15 protein-coding genes and 1 pseudogene are annotated in these 20213 nt (G+C 72.2%); 9 read left to right on the top strand and 7 right to left on the bottom strand.

What is annotated here, in order from left to right; translation table 11 throughout:
- Nucleotides 1-16: 16 nt before the first annotated feature.
- On the bottom strand, nucleotides 17-1075 hold the full coding sequence (locus tag NNW99_RS06670; protein WP_215117770.1) for a LacI family DNA-binding transcriptional regulator: 1059 nt from the start codon (nucleotides 1073-1075) through the stop codon (nucleotides 17-19).
- Between the two features lie 148 nt (nucleotides 1076-1223).
- Nucleotides 1224-2135: a homocysteine S-methyltransferase gene (mmuM, locus tag NNW99_RS06665; RefSeq protein ID WP_215117769.1), complete on the bottom strand. Its 912-nt coding sequence runs from the start codon at nucleotides 2133-2135 to the stop codon at nucleotides 1224-1226.
- 128 nt (nucleotides 2136-2263) lie between these two features.
- On the opposite strand from mmuM, the gene NNW99_RS06660 reads away from it, so the two are divergent.
- From NNW99_RS06660 to NNW99_RS06650, 3 genes are read left to right on the top strand one after another with little or no spacing between them, the layout of a single operon-like run.
- Nucleotides 2264-3646 carry an amino acid permease gene (locus NNW99_RS06660; protein WP_215117768.1) on the top strand — a complete coding sequence of 461 codons (1383 nt, stop codon included), beginning with the start codon at nucleotides 2264-2266 and terminating at the stop codon, nucleotides 3644-3646.
- Between the two features lie 9 nt (nucleotides 3647-3655).
- Nucleotides 3656-4771, top strand: coding sequence for an aminoglycoside phosphotransferase (locus tag NNW99_RS06655; protein ID WP_215117767.1), 1116 nt, complete (start codon nucleotides 3656-3658; stop codon nucleotides 4769-4771).
- A 24-nt stretch (nucleotides 4772-4795) separates the two neighbouring features.
- Nucleotides 4796-5623, top strand: coding sequence for an MOSC domain-containing protein (locus NNW99_RS06650; protein ID WP_215117766.1), 828 nt, complete (start codon nucleotides 4796-4798; stop codon nucleotides 5621-5623).
- A 3-nt stretch (nucleotides 5624-5626) separates the two neighbouring features.
- Here NNW99_RS06650 and NNW99_RS06645 read toward each other — a convergent pair whose 3' ends face one another.
- Entirely contained in the window at nucleotides 5627-7741 is a 2115-nt protein-coding gene (locus NNW99_RS06645) for an autotransporter-associated beta strand repeat-containing protein (protein ID WP_215117765.1), read from the bottom strand.
- 108 nt (nucleotides 7742-7849) lie between these two features.
- Between NNW99_RS06645 and NNW99_RS06640 the strand changes: the two are divergent.
- The 3 genes and pseudogenes from NNW99_RS06640 (at nucleotide 7850) to NNW99_RS06630 (ending at nucleotide 11550) form a co-directional block, all read left to right on the top strand.
- A pseudogene (locus tag NNW99_RS06640) lies at nucleotides 7850-8912 on the top strand (hypothetical protein).
- A 126-nt stretch (nucleotides 8913-9038) separates the two neighbouring features.
- Nucleotides 9039-10136, top strand: a complete 1098-nt coding sequence (locus NNW99_RS06635; RefSeq protein WP_215117764.1) for a family 43 glycosylhydrolase — start codon at nucleotides 9039-9041, stop codon at nucleotides 10134-10136.
- A gap of 1 nt (nucleotide 10137) precedes the next feature.
- Nucleotides 10138-11550: an RICIN domain-containing protein gene (locus NNW99_RS06630; RefSeq protein ID WP_215117763.1), complete on the top strand. Its 1413-nt coding sequence runs from the start codon at nucleotides 10138-10140 to the stop codon at nucleotides 11548-11550.
- Nucleotides 11551-11565: 15 nt separating this feature from the next.
- Here the strand turns inward: NNW99_RS06630 and NNW99_RS06625 are convergent, their stop codons facing one another.
- The gene (locus tag NNW99_RS06625; RefSeq protein WP_215117762.1) at nucleotides 11566-13233 is read right to left on the bottom strand and encodes a rhamnogalacturonan lyase B N-terminal domain-containing protein; all 1668 of its coding nucleotides are present in this window, start codon (nucleotides 13231-13233) and stop codon (nucleotides 11566-11568) included.
- Nucleotides 13234-13423: 190 nt separating this feature from the next.
- Here NNW99_RS06625 and NNW99_RS06620 point away from each other — a divergent pair, with 190 nt between their 5' ends.
- Nucleotides 13424-14467: a rhamnogalacturonan acetylesterase gene (locus NNW99_RS06620; protein WP_215117761.1), complete on the top strand. Its 1044-nt coding sequence runs from the start codon at nucleotides 13424-13426 to the stop codon at nucleotides 14465-14467.
- Nucleotides 14468-14609: 142 nt separating this feature from the next.
- Entirely contained in the window at nucleotides 14610-16304 is a 1695-nt protein-coding gene (locus NNW99_RS06615; protein WP_215117760.1) for a DUF2264 domain-containing protein, read from the top strand.
- Here the strand turns inward: NNW99_RS06615 and NNW99_RS06610 are convergent.
- Nucleotides 16294-17694 (bottom strand): hypothetical protein, encoded by a 1401-nt coding sequence (locus tag NNW99_RS06610; protein WP_215117759.1) that lies wholly within the window; start codon nucleotides 17692-17694, stop codon nucleotides 16294-16296. The two genes, NNW99_RS06615 and NNW99_RS06610, sit on opposite strands and share 11 nt — an antisense overlap.
- A gap of 95 nt (nucleotides 17695-17789) precedes the next feature.
- Here NNW99_RS06610 and NNW99_RS06605 point away from each other — a divergent pair, with 95 nt between their 5' ends.
- Nucleotides 17790-18557, top strand: coding sequence for an isocitrate lyase/phosphoenolpyruvate mutase family protein (locus NNW99_RS06605; RefSeq protein WP_215117758.1), 768 nt, complete (start codon nucleotides 17790-17792; stop codon nucleotides 18555-18557).
- Here NNW99_RS06605 and NNW99_RS06600 read toward each other — a convergent pair.
- Nucleotides 18554-19528, bottom strand: a complete 975-nt coding sequence (locus NNW99_RS06600; RefSeq protein ID WP_215117757.1) for an aminoglycoside phosphotransferase family protein — start codon at nucleotides 19526-19528, stop codon at nucleotides 18554-18556. The genes NNW99_RS06605 and NNW99_RS06600 overlap by 4 nt on opposite strands.
- Nucleotides 19521-20111, bottom strand: a complete 591-nt coding sequence (locus NNW99_RS06595; RefSeq protein WP_215117756.1) for a TetR/AcrR family transcriptional regulator — start codon at nucleotides 20109-20111, stop codon at nucleotides 19521-19523. Before NNW99_RS06595 ends, NNW99_RS06600 begins: the two co-directional genes overlap by 8 nt.
- Nucleotides 20112-20213: the final 102 nt, after the last annotated feature.

Here is a 20213-nt window from a genome sequence, read left to right as displayed (position 1 = left end):
GCGCCTCCCGGGGGAGTCACCGGGCCGGGGGCGGTCCCACCGAGTCCCGCACCACCACGTGCGTGCCCAGCAGCAGGTGCTCGTCCGCGCCGCCCGGGGTGTGTTCGAGGGCCGTGCGGACGGCGAGACGGCCCAGTTCCTCGTAGGGGACGTGGACCGTCGTCAGGGCGGGATGCAGATCGCGGGCGAAGGGGATGTCGTCGTAGCCGGCGAGGGAGACATCGCCCGGGACGGACAGACCGGCCTCGTGCAGGGCGGTGAGGGCGCCCGCCGCGACCATGTCCGTGGCGGCCACGACGGCCGTGAAGTCGAGGTCGTCCTGGAGCGCCTGCCGCATCAGGCGGTGGCCCGCGTCGCGTGTGAAGTCGCCGTGCAGGACGAGGGACTCGTCGGGGGTGAGGCCCCGGGCCCGGTGCGCGGCGAGGTAGCCGCGTTCACGGCCCAGGGCCGTGGTGTGGTCCGCCCGGCCACCGAGGAACAGCACCCGGCGATGCCCCTGCGCGAGCACATGGGCGACCAGGGTGTAGGCGCCGCCCTCGTTGTCGTACTCGATGACCGTCACCGGGGCCCCGGGGTCCAGCGGCGGCCGGCCGCACAGCACCAGGCGCGAACCGGCCGAGGCCAGGGAGTCCGCCATGCGGTGGGTGCGTTCGCGGTACTCGGGGGTGTCGGCGCTGCCGCCGACCAGGATCACCGCGGCGGCCCGCTGGGCGCGCATCATCTCGACGAACTCCAACTCGTGCCGGACATCGCCCTCCGTGCTGCACACCAGGCAGAGATGGCCGAGCCGGGTCGCCTCGCGCTCCACGCCGTGGGCCATGTGCGCGAACGACGGGCCGGTGATGTCCTCCAGCACGAAGGCGAGGGTGGGCGTGCCGACACCGGCGATCGCCTTCGCCCGCGCGTCGGCCACATAGTCCAGGTCACGGACCGCCCGCAGCACGCTCCCGCGGGTCGCCGCGCTCACCGGATACACACCGCCGAGCACCCGGGACACCGTCGACGCCGAGACGCCCGCGCGCAGCGCCACGTCCCGGATGGTGCTGCGGCTCGCGTCCCCGCTCTTCCTCGTCATGCCTGCCTCGTCTCTCCCGGGCACCGGCCCGCACCCGCCCCCTCGGGAGCTGCGGCAACGCCATGGCAACCGGTTCCCATGGACGGAGGCTAGCAGTGGCCGGGGGAGGGGAGGAGGGGTGTGCGCGCACTGGTGCCGGGCTTCCCGGCTACGCCGCGCCCAGCGTCCCCGCGATCCCCGAGATCGCCTCCGGCCCCACCCGGCAGCACCCGCCGATCAGCCGGGCACCCGCCTGCTGCCAGCCCGTCACCTGGTCCGCGGTGAACCGGGATCGTCCGGTCCAGGCGCGGGCCCCGGCGTCCCAGGTCTCGCCGCTGTTGGGGTAGACGACCACCGGCTTGCCGGTGACCCGGGCCGCGGTCGAGGCGGCGGCGTCCACGTCCTCGGGCGCGCAGCAGTTCACACCGACGGCGATGACCTCGTCCGCGTCGGCGGCCAGGGCGAAGGCCTCCTCCAGCGACTGCCCGGCATGCGTGCGGCCACCGGCGACGGAGTACGTCAGCCAGGCCGGCACCCCGAGCCCGCGCACCGCCCGCAGCAGCGCCGCGGCCTCGTCGGCGTCGGGGACCGTCTCCAAGGCGAGGACGTCCGGGCGGGCCGCCGCCAGCACCTCCAGACGCGGGCGGTGGAAACGCTCCAGTTCGTCGATCGTGAGCCCGTAGCGGCCCCGGTACTCCGAGCCGTCCGCGAGCATCGCGCCGTAGGGCCCCGCCGAGGCCGCCACCCACAGGGGCCGCGAGACGCGCGCCCGGCGAGCCGCCTCCCGCGCCGACTCCACGCTGAGCGCCATGAGTTCGGCCGCCCGGTCGTGGCCGATCCCGCGCTTGGCGAAGCCCTCGAAGGTGGCCTGGTAGCTGGAGGTGATCGCCACGTCCGCGCCCGCCCGGAAGTAGGCCAGGTGCGCCTCGGTGATCGCCTCCGGCTGTTCGGCGAGCAGCCGCGCCGACCACAGCTCGTCGCTCAGGTCGTGCCCGGCGGATTCGAGCTGATTGGACATGCCGCCGTCGAGGACGACCGTCCCGGCGGCGAGGGCTTCGGCGAGGGTGATGGTGCTCGTCATAGGCACGACGGTAATCGAGATCCGGCGGCGGAACCCAGCCGATTGTGTCCAGCACATGAACAGGTCGACCACCATGTGGGATGGCGGTTACGATCAGGACCCTCCCCCTCCGCTTGTCAGGAACGCTCATGACCGTCCCCAGCCCCACCGAGGCCGCCGAGCCCGCCGAACCGGCCACCCCGGCGGCCCCCGCTCCCCGCCGCACCTTCGGCCTCGCGGCCGCCACGGCACTCGTCATGGGCAACATCATCGGCGGCGGCATCTTCGCCCTGCCCGCCACCGTCGCCCCCTATGGCACGATCAGCCTGCTCGCCTTCGTCGTGCTCTCGGTGGGGGCCGTGGCGCTCGCGCTGCTCTTCGGCAAGCTGGCCCGGCGCAGCCCGGTCACCGGCGGTCTCTACGTCTACCCGCGCGACGCGTTCGGCGAGTTCGCCGGGTTCCTGTCGGCCTGGTCGTACTGGACGATGTGCTGGGTCAGCATCGCCGCCCTGGCCGTCGCGGTCGTCGGCTACGTCGACGTCCTGATACCCCTGCACGGCAACCACGCCCTGCAGGCCGTCGTCGCCCTGGCCGCCCTCTGGCTGCCCGCCGCCGCCAACTTCGCGGGCACGCGCTGGGTCGGCACGGTGCAGGTCGTCTCGACGATCCTGAAGTTCGTACCGCTCCTGCTGCTCGCCACGATCGGGCTGTTCTTCGTCGACACGGACAACTTCGGCCCGTTCAACGCCTCCGGCCAGAGCGTCTCGGGGGCGCTGGCCGCCTCCGCCGCGCTGCTGCTGTACAGCTTCCTCGGGGTGGAGTCGGCCGCCGTCAGCGCGGGCGAGGTCCGCGACCCGGAGCGCACGGTCGGCCGGGCGAGCGTCCTCGGCACCCTGGCCTCGGCCCTGGTCTACATCCTCGGCACGATCGCCGTCTTCGGCCTCGTCCCGCACGACCGGCTCGTCGACTCCGGCGCCCCCTTCGCCGACGCCGTCAACGCCATCACCGGCAGCTCCTGGGGCGGCACCGCCATCGCCCTGGTCGCCGTCGCCTCGATCACCGGCTGCCTCAACGGCTGGATCCTCATGGCCGCGCAGATGCCGTACGCCGCCGCCCGCGACGGTCTCTTCCCCGCGCCGTTCGCGAAGCTCGGCAAGGGCGGTGTCCCCGGCTTCGGCGTGTGGGCCTGCGCGGTCCTCGGCACGCTCCTCATCGGCCTCAACTACACGGCCGGCCCGGACACCACCTTCCGCGTCCTCGTCCTGATCACCACGTTCACCGGCTGTGTGCCGTATCTGCTCTCGGCGGCGGCCCAGCTCTACTGGCTGGCCCGGGGCTCGCGCGAGCGCGTCCGCCCCGCGGGTCTCACCCGCGACCTGATCGTGGCGGCCCTCTCCTTCGGCTTCTCCTTCTGGCTGATCGCGGGCGCCGGGTACGCGGCCGTCTACCAGGGTGTGCTGTTCCTGTTCGCCGGGATTCCGGTGTACGTGTGGCTGCGCGGACGCAAGGACACGGCGGAGGCGTCGGCATAGCATCGGGGGATGCCCGAGGTCGCTGTCGCTGATGCCGAAGTACGTGAGGTCCTGGGAGTCCCGGCCGGGAAGGCGGTGTTCGAACCGCTCCCGCACAACCCGTACAACGGCGTCACGGCCGGGGTGTGGAGGGTCACCGGAGGCGACCGCTCGGCCGTCGTGAAGGTGCTGACGCGCACGAAGGAGACCAGCGTCGCCTGGTCCGCCTCCAACGACCCCCGGCACTGGAACTTCTGGCGCCGCGAGGCCTACGTCTACCGCTCCGGGCTCGCCCAGGTCTGGCAGCGGCACGGCATCCGCGCGCCCCGGCTGCTGGCCTGCGTCGACCGCCCCGACGGCGATGTGGCGCTGTGGCTGGAGGACGTACCGGGTGAAGCGGCGACGACCTGGCCGCTCGCCCGGCACATCGAGCACGCCCACCGGCTCGGCGCCGCGCAGGGCGCGACGGGAGCGGGGGAGGACCAGCCGTGGCTGTCCCGGTCCTTCCTGCGCGACTACGTCTCAGGGAGGACGGCGAACCACGACCTCCTCGACGACGACGAGGCCTGGCGGCACCCCCTGGTCCGGGAGCACTTCCCGGCGGGCCTACGCGCCGACATGGTCCGCCTCCACCAGGACCGCGAGTGGTTCCTCACGGTCATGGAGTCCCTGCCCCGCACCTTCTCCCACCTCGACCAGTGGCCGGCCAACGTCCGCTCCGACGGCCCCGACAGCGTCCTGTTCGACTGGGCGTTCGCCGGCGAAGGAGCGCTCGGCGAGGACCTCGGCAACTACCTCCCCGACTCCGTCTTCGACCTCTTCGTCCCCGCCGCCGACCTCCCCGGCCTGGCCAAGGCGGCCTACGACGCCTATGTGCACGGCCTGCGCGAGAGCGGCTGGCACGGCGACGAACGACTCGTACGGCTCGGCGTGTGCGCCTCCGCCGTGAAGTACGACTGGCTCACCGCGCTGATGCTGGCCCGGGCCGACGACGAGCAGACGGACTACGGCGGCGCGGGCACCGTCCCCGCCGCACTCCGCTACCGCGAACGCGGCCTGACCCTCGCCTTCCTCGCCGACTGGGCGGCCGAGGCCCGGCTGCTGGCTCCCCGAGTCGGCTTTCCCGAGCCGCCCAGCGGACGCTGACGGCAGACGGAAGGGGGGGGAAGCATGGCACGCGTGGTCGAGTTGACGTACTACCCCCTCAAGGGGTGCGCCGGGACATCGGTCCGGGAGGCGCTGCTGACGCCCGCCGGACTGGCAGACGACCGCAGCTTCATGGTGGTCAGCGAGGAGGGCGTGTACCGGACGCAGCGCCGAGACCCCCGCCTCGCCCTCATCCGGCCCGCTGTCACCGCCGACGGCGCTCACCTCACGCTCCGGGCACCAGGACTTCGGGCCCTGCACCTGAGCGTGGACGCCTCCGGCACCCGGCAGAAGGTCGACCTGTTCGGTGACACCTTCCAGGGCATCGACCAGGGCGATGAGGCGGCCGCCTGGCTCTCGGACGTGCTCGGCGCCCGGAGCCGGCTCGTGCGCGTACCGCCGGAGCACGACCGGGTGACCGACGGCATGACACCGGGCACCTCCGGCTATGCCGACAGCTGCGCCTTGCACGTCCTCTCCCGCTCCACCCTCGACCTGCTCAACCGGAGACTGGCCGAGCGCGGAGAACGCCCGCTGCCCATGGACCGCTTCCGCCCCAACCTCGTCATCGACGGCTGGGACGACCCCCACACCGAGGACCGCGCCCACCGCATCCGCGTCGGCGACACCGAACTGGGCTATGCGAAGCTCGCCATCCGCTGCGCGGTCACCCTGGTCGACCAGCACTCCGGAACCAGGGCGGGCCCGGAACCCCTGCGCACCCTCGCCGGCTACCGGCGCGCCTCCCAGGGCGGCATCGCCTTCGGCACGAAGTACGCGGTCCTGCGGCCCGGCAAGGTGTCGGTCGGCGACGAAGCGGTGGTCACGTCGTGGGGCGAGTCCGAGGTGTGAGCCTCACCGGCGAGCCCGGCCCGCATGACGTCCGCCGCCCCGCCGCCCCCGCCCCCGCCCGCGCCGCGTCGCCATCGGTACGGCGAGGCTGACGACGAGGGCCAGGCCGAGCGCGTAGGGCCACCAGCCGAAGCCGATGTTCTCCGAGGCGCCGGCGCTGCGGGGCGTCACCGTGTCGGAGGCGGGCGAGTCCGGCGCGGTGGGGGACGGGACCGGGGTGGCGGTGGCCGCTGTCAGGGCGATGTCGTTGCCGTCACCGGCGCGGTAGCTGATGCGGTAGGTGGTGCCGGCCAGCTTCAGCCGGGCGCCCTCCTTCAGGCCGGTGAAGGTTCCCGAGGGCTTGGAGCGGCCCTGGTTGTCGAGCACGGGGATCACCCGAGCGGTCCGCTTCCCGGCCGCCGGCACATCGAGGTCTCCGGACAGCCGTACCGCGCCCGTCACCTTCAGTGGCTTCTCCCGCAGGAGCAGGGAGCCTTTCGCGCCCTGCGTGTAGGGGCCGTCGACGGTGAGGCCGGTCGTGACGGTTCCCTCGTTGGTGACCGCCCCTTGCACTGTGCCCTTGCCGCTCAGGGTGGTCGAGACGTGCAGGCCCGCCCGGCCCGTGTCCAGGCGGGCTCCGGCCGAGGTGAGCCGGATCGCCTTGCTCCGGGCGAGTGTGGCGCCTTCGCGCAGGGCCAGTGTGCCCCGGGAGACCGTGGTCGGCCCGGTGTACGTCACCGCGCCGCCCGTGAGGGTCGTTGTGGCCGCGCCCGACTGGGTGAGCGAGCCGCTGCCGCCGACGCGGGACAGGGTGAGGGGCTGGTCCGTGTTGCGCAGGACGAGGGAGCCGTTGTTGACGACCTCGGAGCGGGCGCCTCGCGTGTACAGACCGCCGTCGCCGCCGCGCTTCCCGCTGCCGAGGCGCAGGACCGCGCCCTTCTCGACCGTGGTGGAGCCGTCGTAGTGCTGGACGGCCGCGAAGGTCACGTCGTTGCCGGGAGTTCCGGCGATGACGATGTCACCGGCTCCGGGGGCGGAGAGCGAGTCGTGGAACCGGCCGCCGCCGATGGGGGCGCCGAGCGTCACCGGGCCGTTGTAGTCGAAGGTGAGCCTCGAACGCTCCCGGGCCGCGAGGAGGTTGATGTACACGGTCTCCGCCGTGCCCGGCATGAAGATCCTGTTCGTGGTGCCGTCGCCCCACCGGACGTTCGCGCCCTTGATGTTGGTGCCGCGCTTGTTCACGTTCTTTCGGGCGGGCGTCCAGTTCAGGGCGGGGTCGCTGAGCGAGGGGTCGGTGTCGCCGCCCCGGTCCGACCAGCTGTACTGCCCGGTCAGGACGACCTTGCCGCCCGGCCGCGACTGGACGTTGATGTCGCTGCCGTACTCGCGCTGGTAGAAGTCCATGCCCATCGTGACGGTCTGCCCCAGCGGGGTGTCCACGGTGAAGGTGCCCTGGTTGAGGAGCTTGCGCAGGCGCGGCAGCGAGGTCGCGTACTCCGGTCGCCCGGCGTTCACCTGTGTGCCGTTGTCGATCACCCCGGAGAAGGAGTGGGCCCCCGACAGGTCCCAGGTGCCCCAGAGGAAACGCGGCTGGCTGATCAGCCCGGAGCCGCTGATGGTGCCCAGGTTGTAGGCGCTCCTCAGGGCGAGCCGCAGGGTGCCGTCGACCCGGATGTTGTCCTGGTTGAGCCGGAACGCCGGTGTGCCGTAAGGGAAGTGGCCGATGAGCCCGGTCGTGCCCCCGTCGCCGTACTGGAGGGTCGCCCCGCGCTCCACGGTGATCGCGGGCGGGTCGGGTCGGGCCACGGTCACATACGGGTGGTTCCCGCCGAGCGTCCGCACGGTCTGCCGCTGCCGGGACCGGGGCAGCGTGACGTCACTGTCCCTGGTGAGGACCAGTGTCCCGCTGCCCCGCACGGTCAGCGTCCCCTCACCCCGGAACACGCCGTCGTACGTCGTCGTCCCGGGCGGCACGGCGACGACCGTGTCCCCGGCGAGCGTCACATCCCGCCCGGCGAGCACGGCGCCCGTGACATCCCGGGGACCGTCGGCCGCCGCCGGGGGAGCGGTGACGAGGGGCACGACCGCCGCGAGGACGCCGACGGCCGCTGCTGTGGTGTGGGTGGTGAGGCTGCGCACATCACCGGAGACGGGGGCGGCGGGCGCCGATAACAGAAATTGGGTTGGCGACCTGTGGCCGCGCCGCGATACTCCCCCTGACCAGGGGGAGAGCAAGGGGGAGGCCAATTGCCCGTGTTCGGGTGTACGCGATGCGGCGCCGAGCTGACCGTGCCCGTGTCGCGGGTGGCGCTTCCCGACCACGCCCGTCAGACCTACAGCCATGAGCTGCTCCCCGCCCTGATGGAATCGGGCACCTACGCCGTCGAACCCGAACCCTTCGGACCGCCCTGGCGGCAGTGGAGCGAGGTCGCGGCGCAAGAGTCCTCGGCCCGGGGCGTGTTCGCGCCCGTACCCGCGCTGTCCTTCGGGTCGCCCGGCGCGATCGTCGTCGCGCCCGGTGATGTGCGCGGCACCGTTCTCATCCCCGGGCGATGCGAGGGCTACTGCCTGGGGCTGGACGGGAGCAGCGGCCCCAACCTGGCCTGCGCCCGGTGCGGACGGCCCGTCGCGACACGCGTCGACGACTGCACGCTCTGGCAGGCGGTGTGGCTCGACCCGGACGCCGTTCACCCCCTCACCGCCGACGCACCCGCTCTCCCGGCGGACTGGGCGGCGCTGGGCCGGGAGTACGAGGCCGTCCCGCCCGTCGAGCAGGGCGGGTGGTGGGATCCCCGCTGGGAGGCGGCCCTCGGATCGGCCCTGGCCCACCTGCTGGCCGCCGCGGTGGGCACACCGGTGAGCGTTCCCGACGGTCTCCTCGCCGAGACGCTGGGCCGAGCGCTCGATCTGCTGCTCCCGCACAAGCGTGCACCGAGGAAAGACGGCCGCCCTCGCCGGACCGGGCCTGCCCGCCCTCGACCCCGCCCCCGACATCGCCCTCGTCCCCCGGCACCCGCGCACCGGCGAGGTGTGGCAGGCACCGCCCGGCGTCGCGCACACCGTGCCCGTGCCCGCCGGCGTGTGGCTCCACCTGGCCCTTGAGCCCGCGCAGTTGCCCACGCCCACCAGCGGCCGCCTGCCCGACGGAGTCGAGCGCGACGATCCCCTGCCCCTGCGCCCACGGTCGCTGTTCCGGCCCGACCCGCGCATCCTCCTCCACACACTGGCCCGATTGCCCGCCGTCCGCGAGCCATGGCTGCGCGCGATCCACGACCGAGTGGACAAGTACCCGTACCGCCGCCCCTTCTGAGGCCCGGCCGTCTTCGTCCCGTCAGACCCGTTGACCTCCCCGTGACACACCCTTACCTTTTCGGCGTTCGTAATGACAGATGGTGTTCGAAATATCAGACAACGCCAGTGAGAGGCAGCCCCCCGCATGAGCCGCGAACGCGACCACGCCCTGCCCGAACCCCCCAGCCGCAGACTTCTGCTGAAGGGTGCCGCAGCCGCCGGCGCCCTGGCCGCCGTGCCCGTCGTCCCCGGTGTGGCCCAGGCCGCCGCGCCGGTGAGGCGCCCGAAGCCGGCGCCCTTCGAGAACCCGCTCGTCCGCAACCGGGCCGATCCGCACATCCACCGGCACACGGACGGCTTCTACTACTTCACCGCCACCGCCCCCGAGTACGACCGCATCATCCTGCGCCGCTCCCGCACCCTGAACGGCCTCGGCACGGCCGACGAGTCCGTCATCTGGCGTGCCCACCCCACCGGGAACATGGGCGCGCACATCTGGGCGCCCGAACTGCACCGCATCGGCGGCAAGTGGTACATCTACTTCGCCTCCGCGCCCGCCGAGGACGTCTGGGCGATCCGCATCTGGGTCCTGGAGAACGCCCACCCCAACCCCTTCCAGGGCACCTGGGTGGAGAAGGGCCAGGTCAAGACGGCCTGGGAGACCTTCTCCCTGGACGCCACCACCTTCACCCACCGGGGCTCCCGCTACCTCGCCTGGGCGCAGCACGAGCCCGGCATGGACAACAACACCGGCATCTTCCTCTCCGAGATGGCGAACCCCTGGACCCTCACGGGCCCGCAGGTGCGGCTCTCCACCCCGGAGTACGACTGGGAGCGCATCGGCTACAAGGTCAACGAGGGCCCCTACGTGCTGAAGCGCAACGGCCGCCTCTTCATGACCTACTCGGCCAGCGCCACCGACTCCCACTACTGCGTGGGCCTGCTGACCGCCGACGCCGACAGCCACCTCCTGGACCCCGTCAGCTGGGCCAAGTCGCCGACCCCGGTCTTCACCAGCAACGACACCACCAAGCAGTACGGCCCCGGCCACAACTGCTTCACGGTCGCCGAGGACGGCCGCACCGACGTCCTCGTCTACCACGCCCGCCAGTACAAGGACATCAACGGCGACCCCCTGAACGACCCCAACCGCCACACCCGCATCCAGAAGCTCGGCTGGAAGCCGGACGGCACCCCGGACTTCGGCATCCCCGTCGCCGACACGGCCCCGGCGGGTGAGTGAGATGAGACGCGCGTACGCCGCCCTCCTCGCCCTGTGCCTCGGACTGTTCGGCGCCCTCGCCAGCGCCGGCCCCGCCCAGGCCGCGCCCCAGACGATCACCAACGGCACCCAGTTCAAGGACACCTCGGGCAACCCCGTCCACGCGCACGGCGGCGGAGTCCTCAAGGTCGGCTCCTACTACTACTGGTTCGGCGAGCACCGCAACGCCGACAACACCTTCCGGTACGTCGACGCCTACCGCTCGACCGACCTGAAGAACTGGGAGTTCCGCAACCACGTCCTGACCGAGGCCAGCGACCCGGAGCTCGCGACCGCCAACATCGAGCGGCCCAAGGTCATGTACAACGCGTCCACCGGCAAGTTCGTCATGTGGATGCACAAGGAGAACGGCACCGACTACAGCGAAGCCCGCGCGGCCGTCGCCGTCTCCGACACCGTCGACGGGAACTACACCTGGAAGGGCAGCTTCCGGCCGCTCGGCCAGCACATGTCCCGGGACATCACGGTCTTCGTCGACACCGACGGCGCCGGGTACATGATCTCCGCCGCCCGCGAGAACTACGACCTCCAGATCTACCGGCTCACCGCCGACTACACCGGCATAGCGAGCCTGGTCGCCAACCCCTGGCCCGGCGGCCACCGCGAGGCCCCGGCCCTGTTCAAGCGGGGCGGCGTCTACTTCATGCTGACCTCGGGCGCCACGGGCTGGAACCCCAACCAGCAGCAGTACGCCACGGCCACGAGCATCGGCGGACCCTGGTCGGCCATGAGGAACATCGGCGACGCGACGACCTACGGCTCACAGACCGCGTTCGTCCTGCCCGTGCAGGGCACCTCGGGGACCTCGTACCTCTACCTCGGCGACCGCTGGGGCAACTCCTTCGGCGGGACCGTCAACGACTCGCGGTACGTGTGGCTGCCCCTGAACTTCTCCAACTCGACCACGATGTCCATGTCCTGGTCGCCGGAGGTCACCGTCGACACGGCCGCCGGGACCGTCACCGGCACGAGCGCCACCTACAACACCCTGATCGCCCGCCACTCCGCCAAGTGCGCGGACGTGACCAGCCAGTCGCTCTGGGCCGGTGCCCAGCTCAAGCAGTACGCCTGCAACGGCGGCAGCAACCAGAAGTACTGGTTCAAGTCCGTCGGCGGCGGCTACTACCAACTGGCGGTCCGCAACAGCTCCCTGTGCGTGCGGGAGAACGCGAGCACCCTCACGCAGGAGAACTGCGACGCCTCCGCGACGAGCCAGCAGTGGTCCCTGACCACCACCGGCTCGTACGTGAACGTCAAGTCCCGGGCGACCGGCGAGTGCCTGGACGTGAACGGCGCGTCCACCGCCGACTCCGCCGCCCTCATCACCTACACGTGCAACGGAGGAACCAACCAGCAGTGGACGCGCGGGACATGACGGCCCCGAGGGCCGCTAGGCCAGCAGATCGATCGCGTCGATCGCCGTCCCGGCGCTGAGGAACCCTGTCGCCCCCGACCCGCTCACCACGTCGATCCTGAGCACGTTGTACTGACTCGTGTCCGTCTTCCAGGCGGACGCCGGGACGCTGTACGTGAACGTGTGGTTGTTGCCGCGGTAGGAACCGTTGGTCAGCGACCGGGTGTTCGGCTGCGTGGGCGGGGACGGGATGGCTGACGTCCAGGTGTCGTTGACCGTGATCTGGGGCCGGCCGTTCGCGTACGCCGTCGTCACGCCGATGCGCAGGGTGTGCGCGGCGGCGGCCTGCGCGGCGGTCAGCCTGAAGTACACGAGCAGCCCGCTGTTGACGTCCTTCCAGAGGTAGCAGGGGAAGGCCGCCGTCTCACCGCCGCCGCCGATCACCACGTTCCCGGTCCAGGACGCGGCCCGTACGTCCGACGGATGCGCGTACGTCATCAGGTCCGCGTTCTTGAACCCGCCCGGCGTGCCGTTCCAGTCCCCGATCCGCCAGATCGCGCCGGCGTTGGCGGGGTCGTTCGAGGACGGCAGGGCGATCGTGTTCAGCGTGGTCGTCCCGCCCGCCGACACGCTCACCGACGTCGTATACAGCGCCAGCTCACCCTTGAAGACGGTCAGCGTGTACGTCCCCGGCAGCACGCCTCCGACGGAGAAGTAGCCGTCCGAGGAACGCGCCGAACCCCAGTACTGGGCAGCCGAGTTGGCCAGACCGACGGTGTACGGGTACGCCGAGTTCCGGCCCGATATCCCGACGCCCGCCACCTTGCCCCGGCCGCTCGCCGGCACGTATCCCGAGATGCCGAGCGAGTCGGCCCACGGTGTGGTCAGCGTGCCCGGGAACAGCGCCGAGGAGGGCGCCCCGCCGTCCGTGAAGGCGATGACGTAAGGGCCCTGGAGGCCGAAGCGCTGGGACTCGGTCTGGTTCTGGCCGTAGTACAGGATCTCGTAGAGACCGCCGCCGTCGGCGCTCTGGTGGCGCAGCAGGGAGCGGTAGAAGGGGCCGCCGGACGCCTTCTCGTGGTTGCTGCGCACGACCCACAGGCCGACCCCGCCGGCCGACCAGCCGACGTAGTCGTAGTCCATGACGCGCCGCTTGGAGTAGTGCTTCGAGCGGGTCTGTCCGTCGGACTTCCTGAAGACGTCCGAGGCCTCGATGGCGGTCGGCGCGTAGGTGTAGGAGTCGGGCTCGTCGTTGAGGAACGCGCCCTTCTTCACGCGCACGATGTACCGGGTCGCGGAGACGGACGTATCGGCCTTGTTGGTCCACAGGTAGATGTTGTTCTCGCCGCTGCGGGCCGCGTAGTAGTGCTTCAGCGTGCCGTGCGTGACGGAGACCAGGATCGTCGAGCCGGACTGACTGATGCCGACGGTGGAGGCGCCGAGGCCGGACTCGATGTGCGAGTTCATGCCGCCGTAGCCCTGGTACTCCGTGCCCCGGTAGACCAGCGAGGTCAGGTCGCCGGTGGACTTGCTGACCTTGAAGACCAGTTGGGCGCCGGTGTCGACGACGTAGTGCGAGCCGTCGTCGCTCCAGCCGAAGGCGGCGGCGTGCGCCGTGCCGGTGAGGGCCGTGCCGGCGGCCGCGGCGGTGGCGGCGAGGACGAAGGTGCGGCGGCCGACCGGTCTGTGCGCGGATCCGGACATGGGGGGCCTCCTCGGGAGGTGGGGGGGAGTTCGGGTGGGAGTGAGGGTGACAGTTGAATCGATTTCGCGAAAGGGCTTTCGGTCATGTGAAGTTGTCCATCTCGTGAATGCTGCTCGGGGTCTAGAAAGCGCTTGTCCGGAGCGGTACGGTCCACCTCCAGGTCTTGTCGTCCGCTGGGAGGAGCCGCGAGTGAGACGTTTCAGCATCGCCGTCGTGGCGGCGTTGGCTCTGGGGAGCGCGTTGCCGTCCGTACCGGCGCAGGCGCACTCCGGCCGCCCGTCCCTGGGCCTGGCACAGTGCGCCGCCGGCACCTGCCACTTCGACGTCCCGCCCGGCACATACGACGTGCGGGTCGTGCTCGGCGGAGAAACCGCGTCCGCCACCAGCGTCAGCGGCGAGACCCGCCGTGCCCTGCTCCCCGAGACAACCGCCCCTGCGGGCAAGCGCGTGACCCGCAGCTTCACCGTGAACGTCCGCACCCCCGAGGGCGAGCCCACCGGCCCCGAGGGAACCCCCGGCCTCGACCTGCGGATCGGCGGTTCCGCACCCGCCCTCGCCGACATCCGGGTCACCCCCGCCCGGCACACCCGCCAGATCTTCCTCGTCGGCGACTCCACCGTCTGTGACCAGCCCGGCGACCCGTACTCCGGCTGGGGCCAGCAACTGCCCCAGTACCTCCGCGAGGGCGTGTCCGTCGCCAACTACGCCGATTCCGGGGAGAGTACGGTCTCCTATCTGGGGAACCCGAAGCTGTGGGCCACCGTACGGCCCCTGATCCGCTCCGGCGATCTGGTCCTGGTCCAGCTCGCCCACAACGACAAGACCACGGACGAGGCCACCTACCGGGCCAACCTGGAGACCCTGGTGGACGGCGTCCGGGCGCGGGGCGGACAGCCGGTCCTTGTCACCCCCATCGTGCGCCGCTGGTTCAACGCGGACGGCACGCTGAACAACGGCACCGCCCTCCTGGTCAACGGCCTCGGCGTCGACCACCCGGCGGTCACCCGCTCCGTCGCCGCCGAGCGTGACGTCCCGCTGATCGACCTCACCGCGAAGACGAAGGCGCTCGTGGAGTCCCTGGGCGTGGAGGGCTCGAAGGCGCTGTACCTCTACAACGAGGCGCGGGACAACACGCACACCTCCGTGCGCGGTGCCACGGCCTACGCGGGCCTCGTCCGCGACGAACTCGTCACCCGGCATCTGGTGCCGAAGGGCAGAGTGCGGGTGGGATAGAGCCCCTGGGGCGCCCCGACCGGAACCGGGGCGCTCCAGGTCCGGCCTGTCCGGGCCGAGCCAGGTCCGCCTGTGCGGGCCGATCCAAGCGTCCGAGCACGAACCCGCGCACGAACACGAACCCGCGCACGAAAGAGAACCGATGCACCTGCCTCCGGCCGACGGCACGACGTCTCCGTTCACCGGCTGCACCCGCGCCCACTGGGAGGCGGCGGCCGACGCCCTGCTCACCGCCGTCGAGCCGTACGCGACCGAGGACCGGGCGCTGTACCACCTGCCCGGCGAGCGGACCAGCTGGTCGGGCCGTCTCTCCGACGGTCTGGAGGGCTACGCCCGCACCCTGCTGCTGGCCGCCTTCCGCCGCGACGAGAAGGCCCTGGAGCGCTACGCCACCGGCCTCGCCGCCGGTGTCTCGGGCGTCTGGCCCCGTATCGAGGACCGCAGCCAGCCCCTGGTGGAGGCGGCCTCGATCGCGCTCGCCCTGCGCCTGACCCGGGATCTGCTGTGGGACCGGCTGGACGACGGCGTACGGCAGCGGACGGCCGACTGGCTCGGCGACGCCCTCACCGCCGAGGCATGGCCCTGCAACTGGGAGCTGTTCCCGGTCACGGTCGGCGGCTTCCTGGCCGAGATCGGCCACGAGCCGGATGCGTCCCGCGCGGCGATCTACCGCGGCCTGGAACGCATCGAGCGGTGGTACCTGGGCGACGGCTGGTACACCGACGGCGACGGCCGCAAGTTCGACTACTACAACGGCTGGGCGATGCACCTCTACCCGGTGCTGCACGCCTGGCTGGAGCAGGACGAGCGCCTGCTGGATCTCTACGGCGACCGCCTCTCCCGCCACCTCTCGGACTACGCCCGGCTGTTCGGCGGCGACGGCGCCCCGATGCACCAGGGCCGCTCCCTCACCTACCGCTTCGCCACGACGGCCCCCCTCTGGCTGGGCGCGCTGACCGGCCGTACGCCCCTGTCGCCCGGGGAGACCCGGCGGCTGGCCTCGGGTGCGCTGCGGTACTTCCTCGACCGGGGTGCGGTGGACGACAAGGGCCTGCTCTCCCTCGGCTGGCACGGCCCCGACGCGTCCGTCCTCCAGGGCTACTCGGGCCCGGCCTCCCCGTACTGGGCGAGCAAGGGCTTCCTCGGCCTGCTGCTGCCCGCCGACCACGAGGTGTGGACGGCGGCGGAGGAACCCGGCCCGGCCGAGCGCGCCGACGCCGTCACCCCCGTCGGACCGCCCAACTGGCTTCTCCAGTCGACCCGTTCGGACGGCGTGGTCCGCCTCCACAACCACGGCAGCGAGGACGTCCGCTACGACCCGTACTACACGCGCCTGGCGTACTCGACGGTGACGGCCCCGGCCGCGGCGCCCTCCCCGCCCGACAACAGCGTGATCGTCGGCGACGACCCGAGCCGCACCGGCATCGAACCGCTCGGTGTCGGCGAGGGCTGGGCGGCCTCCCGGCACACGGCGGGCGGGGGAGCGCGGGTGACGAGCGTGGTGCTGGCGCGCGGGGCCGTGGAGGTGCGGGCGCACCTGGTGTCGGGAGCGGAGCCCGGGACGGCGGTACGGGTCACCGGCTGGCCGACCGGGGAGGGGCTGAGGGCGGAACTCCTGCCGGCGATCGGCCTCACGGACACCCTGACGGGCGCCGTGGGCGAGCGGGCCACCCTGTTCGTCGCCCTGGCCCGACTGACGGCCGAGCCGGACCCGGCCGCGCTGCAGGAGTTGGTCTCCGTACGCGCCGACGATGCCGGAGCACTGGAGGTCCGCTGGAGCGACGGCGGCGTGACACGGGTCCGGCTGACGGAGTCGGGCGTGGACGTCACGGCTTGAGACGGGCGATCTTCAAGGTCGTGGACGTCGGGGACGCACCGGTGAGCGGCTTCGCGTAGGAGGGCGTGGCCGGGGCGTAGGCCCAGGTCAGCGTCCCGTCGGCGGACACCGCGATATCGCCCGTGATCCTGTCCTGGACGACCTTGGCCGCGCTCTGGAACGTGCCGTTCCAGTCGATGAGGCGCAGATGCGTGCCCGCGAAGGTGCCGGTGCAGGTGCCGTCCTTGCAGGTGGCGTTCTTGACCGACTCCCAGGACAGCAGCAGCCGGTCCTTGCCGTACGGGGCGAGATGGACGTTGACGTGTTCCACGCCCTTCGTCTCGGAGAGGCGGATCGCCTTGCCGGGGCCGGAGTTGCGGTCCTTCAGAATCGCCACCGCCACCTGGTGCGTACCCGTCTTCGGGGTGACCGTCCAGCCACGGCCGCTCGCGTCGTCCGGGTTCTTCTTCGCGGAGGCCGCGCCCCGGGACGCGAAGGCGGTGGCGTAGCGGCCGGTCGCCGACTTGACGAGGTCGCCGGTACGGCTCGGGAAGGTGCCGCCGCAGTAGCCTGCCCAGCACTGTTCGCGCTGCACGACCGGGGCGTTGTCGGGGGCGCCGATGCCCGTCGACACGAACAGGCCCGAGCGCCAGTCGTCGAAGCAGAGCGAGGTGAAGGCGCCGGTCTTCTCGGCGTGCAGCGCGATGCCCTCGTTGTGGCTGCACCCCCAGCCCCAGCCGCCGCTCAGCTTCGCGCCCTTGGCGCTGACGTACGCCAGCTTGTCGCCGAAGTGCCCGTCGGCCGCGCCGCCCGCCCCGTGCACCACGAAGTACGCGCCGTACTTGCTGCCGTTCCAGGTGAGCTGCCCGTCCAGCAGCGGGGCCGTGTCCTTGGACGCGGTGCCGGTGAGCCTCGTACGGAAGGTCTCCTTGCCGCCCTGGTAGCGGACCAGGGCCGCCGCCGTCTCCTTCCACTTGTTGCTGTCGGAGACGCGGGTGAGCAGCGCGAAGCCGTCGTTGTGCGCGACCAGGCCGCCGACCTCCTTGGCACCCTTGACGACGGTGTCGGAGCCCGCCCGCTTACCGGCTTTGGTCAGCGGGGTGACGTGGATGCCGTCCGCCGCGGGCCAGGCCACCCGGAGGGTGCCGTCGGGAGCGGCCGCCGTCGCCGTGCGGGTCCACTCTCGGGTGTTGTTGTAACCGGCCGACAGGTAGGGGAACGCGGTCGGCAGGCTGACGGCCGTGCTGGTCACCGCGAGGGCCGGGGCCGTCGCCGCACCGGCGGTCGCCCACCACGCCCCGGCCAGCAGACCGGCCGCCGCGAGCGCCCCGATCGCGGGCTTGCGGGCCGCGCGGACGCGGCGGTGGCGTGTGGTGCGGCGGGGCTGTGTTTCGGGTTGTGCTGTTGTCATGATCTGTGGTTGCCGTGGGGGCGGCGAAGGTTGCCACGGCACCCGGAACCCATACTTCGGCGTGCGCCGAAGTGAGCCGGTCCTAGCGTGGCGCCATGACTGCCTTCGCCGACCTCCACCACCAAGACGAGCCCCTCCTCCTGCCCAACGCCTGGGACCACGCCTCGGCCCGGGCCCTCGCCGGGCAGGGCTTCCGGGCGGTCGCGACGACGAGCCTGGGCGTCGCGGCGGTCGCGGGACTGCCCGACGGTGTGGCGGCGACCCGGGAGGAGACGCTCCGGCTGGCCTTCGCCCTGGGATCCGAACCGTTCCAGCTGTCGGTCGACGCGGAGGGCGGCTTCAGCGACGACCCGGACGAGGTGGCGGAGTTCGCGCGCGAGCTGTACGCCGTAGGAGCGGTCGGTATCAACCTGGAGGACGGCCTCGGGCCCGTCGCCCGGCACGCGGCGAAGATCGCCGCGGTCAAGAAGGCGGCACCCGCCCTCTTCGTCAACGCCCGCACGGACACCCACTGGCTCGGCGAAGGCGACGGCGACGGCGACACCAGGGACATGCTCACCCGGCTCGACGCCTACCGACAGGCGGGCGCGGACGGCGTGTTCGTCCCCGGCCTCACCGACCTACGGCAGATCGCCGCCCTGGTGCGCTACCTGGACGTCCCCCTCAACGTCCTCTACTCGCCCGGCGGCCCGACCGTCGCCCACCTCGCCGACGTCGGCGTACGCCGGATCAGCCTCGGCTCGCTGCTCTACCGGAGGGCACTGGGCGCGGCGCTGGAGGCGGTGGCGGACATCAGGGCGGGACGCATGCCGACGGGAGTGACACCGTCGTACGACGAGGTGGCCGGGTTCGTGACCCGCTAGGTGTCGAGCGCGGCGACCAGCAGGGCGACGGCGGCCAGGTCCGGCACGCCGCGCAGGAAGGAGACGGCCTGCACGCTCGCGAACCGGCGTTGCGCATCGGTCACAGTGGGGTCGACGGCCGTCTCGGCCTGTACATGGACGTAGTTGAGGGCGGTCGCGAAGAGCATCGAGAACGACTCCGGGCCGGTGATGACGGCCGGGCCCCCGGCATCGCGGTAGGCCCGGGCCAGCAGCCGGGCGGATTCGATGTCCACCTCGTTGCCGCCCGACCAGACGTGGACGGCCCGCGCGAACTCCCGTTCCGCCGCGACCGGCCCCGCGTTGTCCCAGTCGAGGAGGACCGGCCCGTCGGGGCCGACGAGGACGTTCTGGGGCTGGAGGTCGAGGTGCGAGGTGACGAGGCCGTGTGATGCCGACGGGGTGACCCAGTGGGCCAGCGGGGGCGCGGACGTGGCGACGAAGCGGCCGAGCTCCTCCGACCAGGGCAGGCCGGCGTCCCGCACCTTCTTGAGCACGTCCTCCCACTCGGCGTCGTCGGGGCACCGCTCGTACCAGTCGCCCGGCGTCCCGACGGCGCCCTCGCCGGCCTGGTGCAGCAGCGCCATGGTCCGGCCGAACCAGTCCAGGACGTCCGGGTCGGAGGCGTCCGCCGGACTGCCGTCCACCCAGTCGTACAGCTTCACCCAGGAGCCGCCGTCCGGGGAGTCGAGGCGGGTGGCGTGCGCGCCGTACGGGTCGGCGTGGAGCCGGGGTGAGGCGATGCCGAGGCCTTCCGCGGCCTCCCGTAAGGCGGCCTCGCGTCGTACCTGGGCCTCGTCGCAGCCGAAGAGGAGCTCCTTCACGGCCCAGGACCGGCCGTTCCCGGTGAGCTTCCAGATCTGGCCCAGGGCGCCCCGGGTGACGGGTGTCATCGTCCAGGGGCCGGTGCCGAGGGAGTAGATCTCGGCTATCGAACCGGCGGTGTCACGCATCGGGGTTCCTCTCCTCGCGGGGCCAGGTCAGAAGCAGCGCGTGCAGGGCGTCGATCGACCGGTCCCAGGACGCCTGTACGTCACGGGGCGCGCCGAAGGCGCCGTTGGACTCCAGGGCGCAGTACCCGTGGAAGGTACTGCGCAGCAGGCGCACGGCGTCGGTGAGGTCGGGTTCCTCCAGGCCGTAGGCGCGGAGCATGCCGTAGGTGACGTCGGCCGTGCGGCGCATCGCGGGGGAGTCGGCGAGGAGGTCCTGGTCGACGGGGATCTGGGTCGCCGCGTACCGGCCCGGGTGTTCCAGCGCGTAGGCCCGGTAGGCACCGGCGAAGGCGGCGAGCGTGTCCCGGCCGGCCTCCCGCCCCTCGACCGCCGCCGCGATCCGGTCGATCATCTCGCCGCCCGCGAGGAGGGCCAGGCGGGTGCGCAGGTCCTTGAGGCTCCGGACGTGGGTGTACAGGCTGGCGTCCTTCACACCGAAGCGGCGTGCCAGGGCGGAGAGGGTGACGTGCTCGTAGCCGGCCTCGTCGGCGAGGTCGGCTGCGGCGGCCACGAGGCGGTCGGGGGTGAGGCCGGCTCTGGGCATGGGGGTTTCCGGGGTTACCTCTCGCAGAGGGCCACGACGTGATGCCGTGTCGGGTGTGAAGGTCCCACAGGCGCACGGCGATCGTAGCCTGAGGGCCCACGG

This window comes from Streptomyces sp. CRCS-T-1 (assembly GCF_024442335.1).
GTDB classification, from domain to species: domain Bacteria; phylum Actinomycetota; class Actinomycetes; order Streptomycetales; family Streptomycetaceae; genus Streptomyces; species Streptomyces koelreuteriae.
The sequence above is the reverse complement of the archived record's forward strand: the minus strand, read 5'-3'. Positions and strand labels throughout refer to the sequence as shown.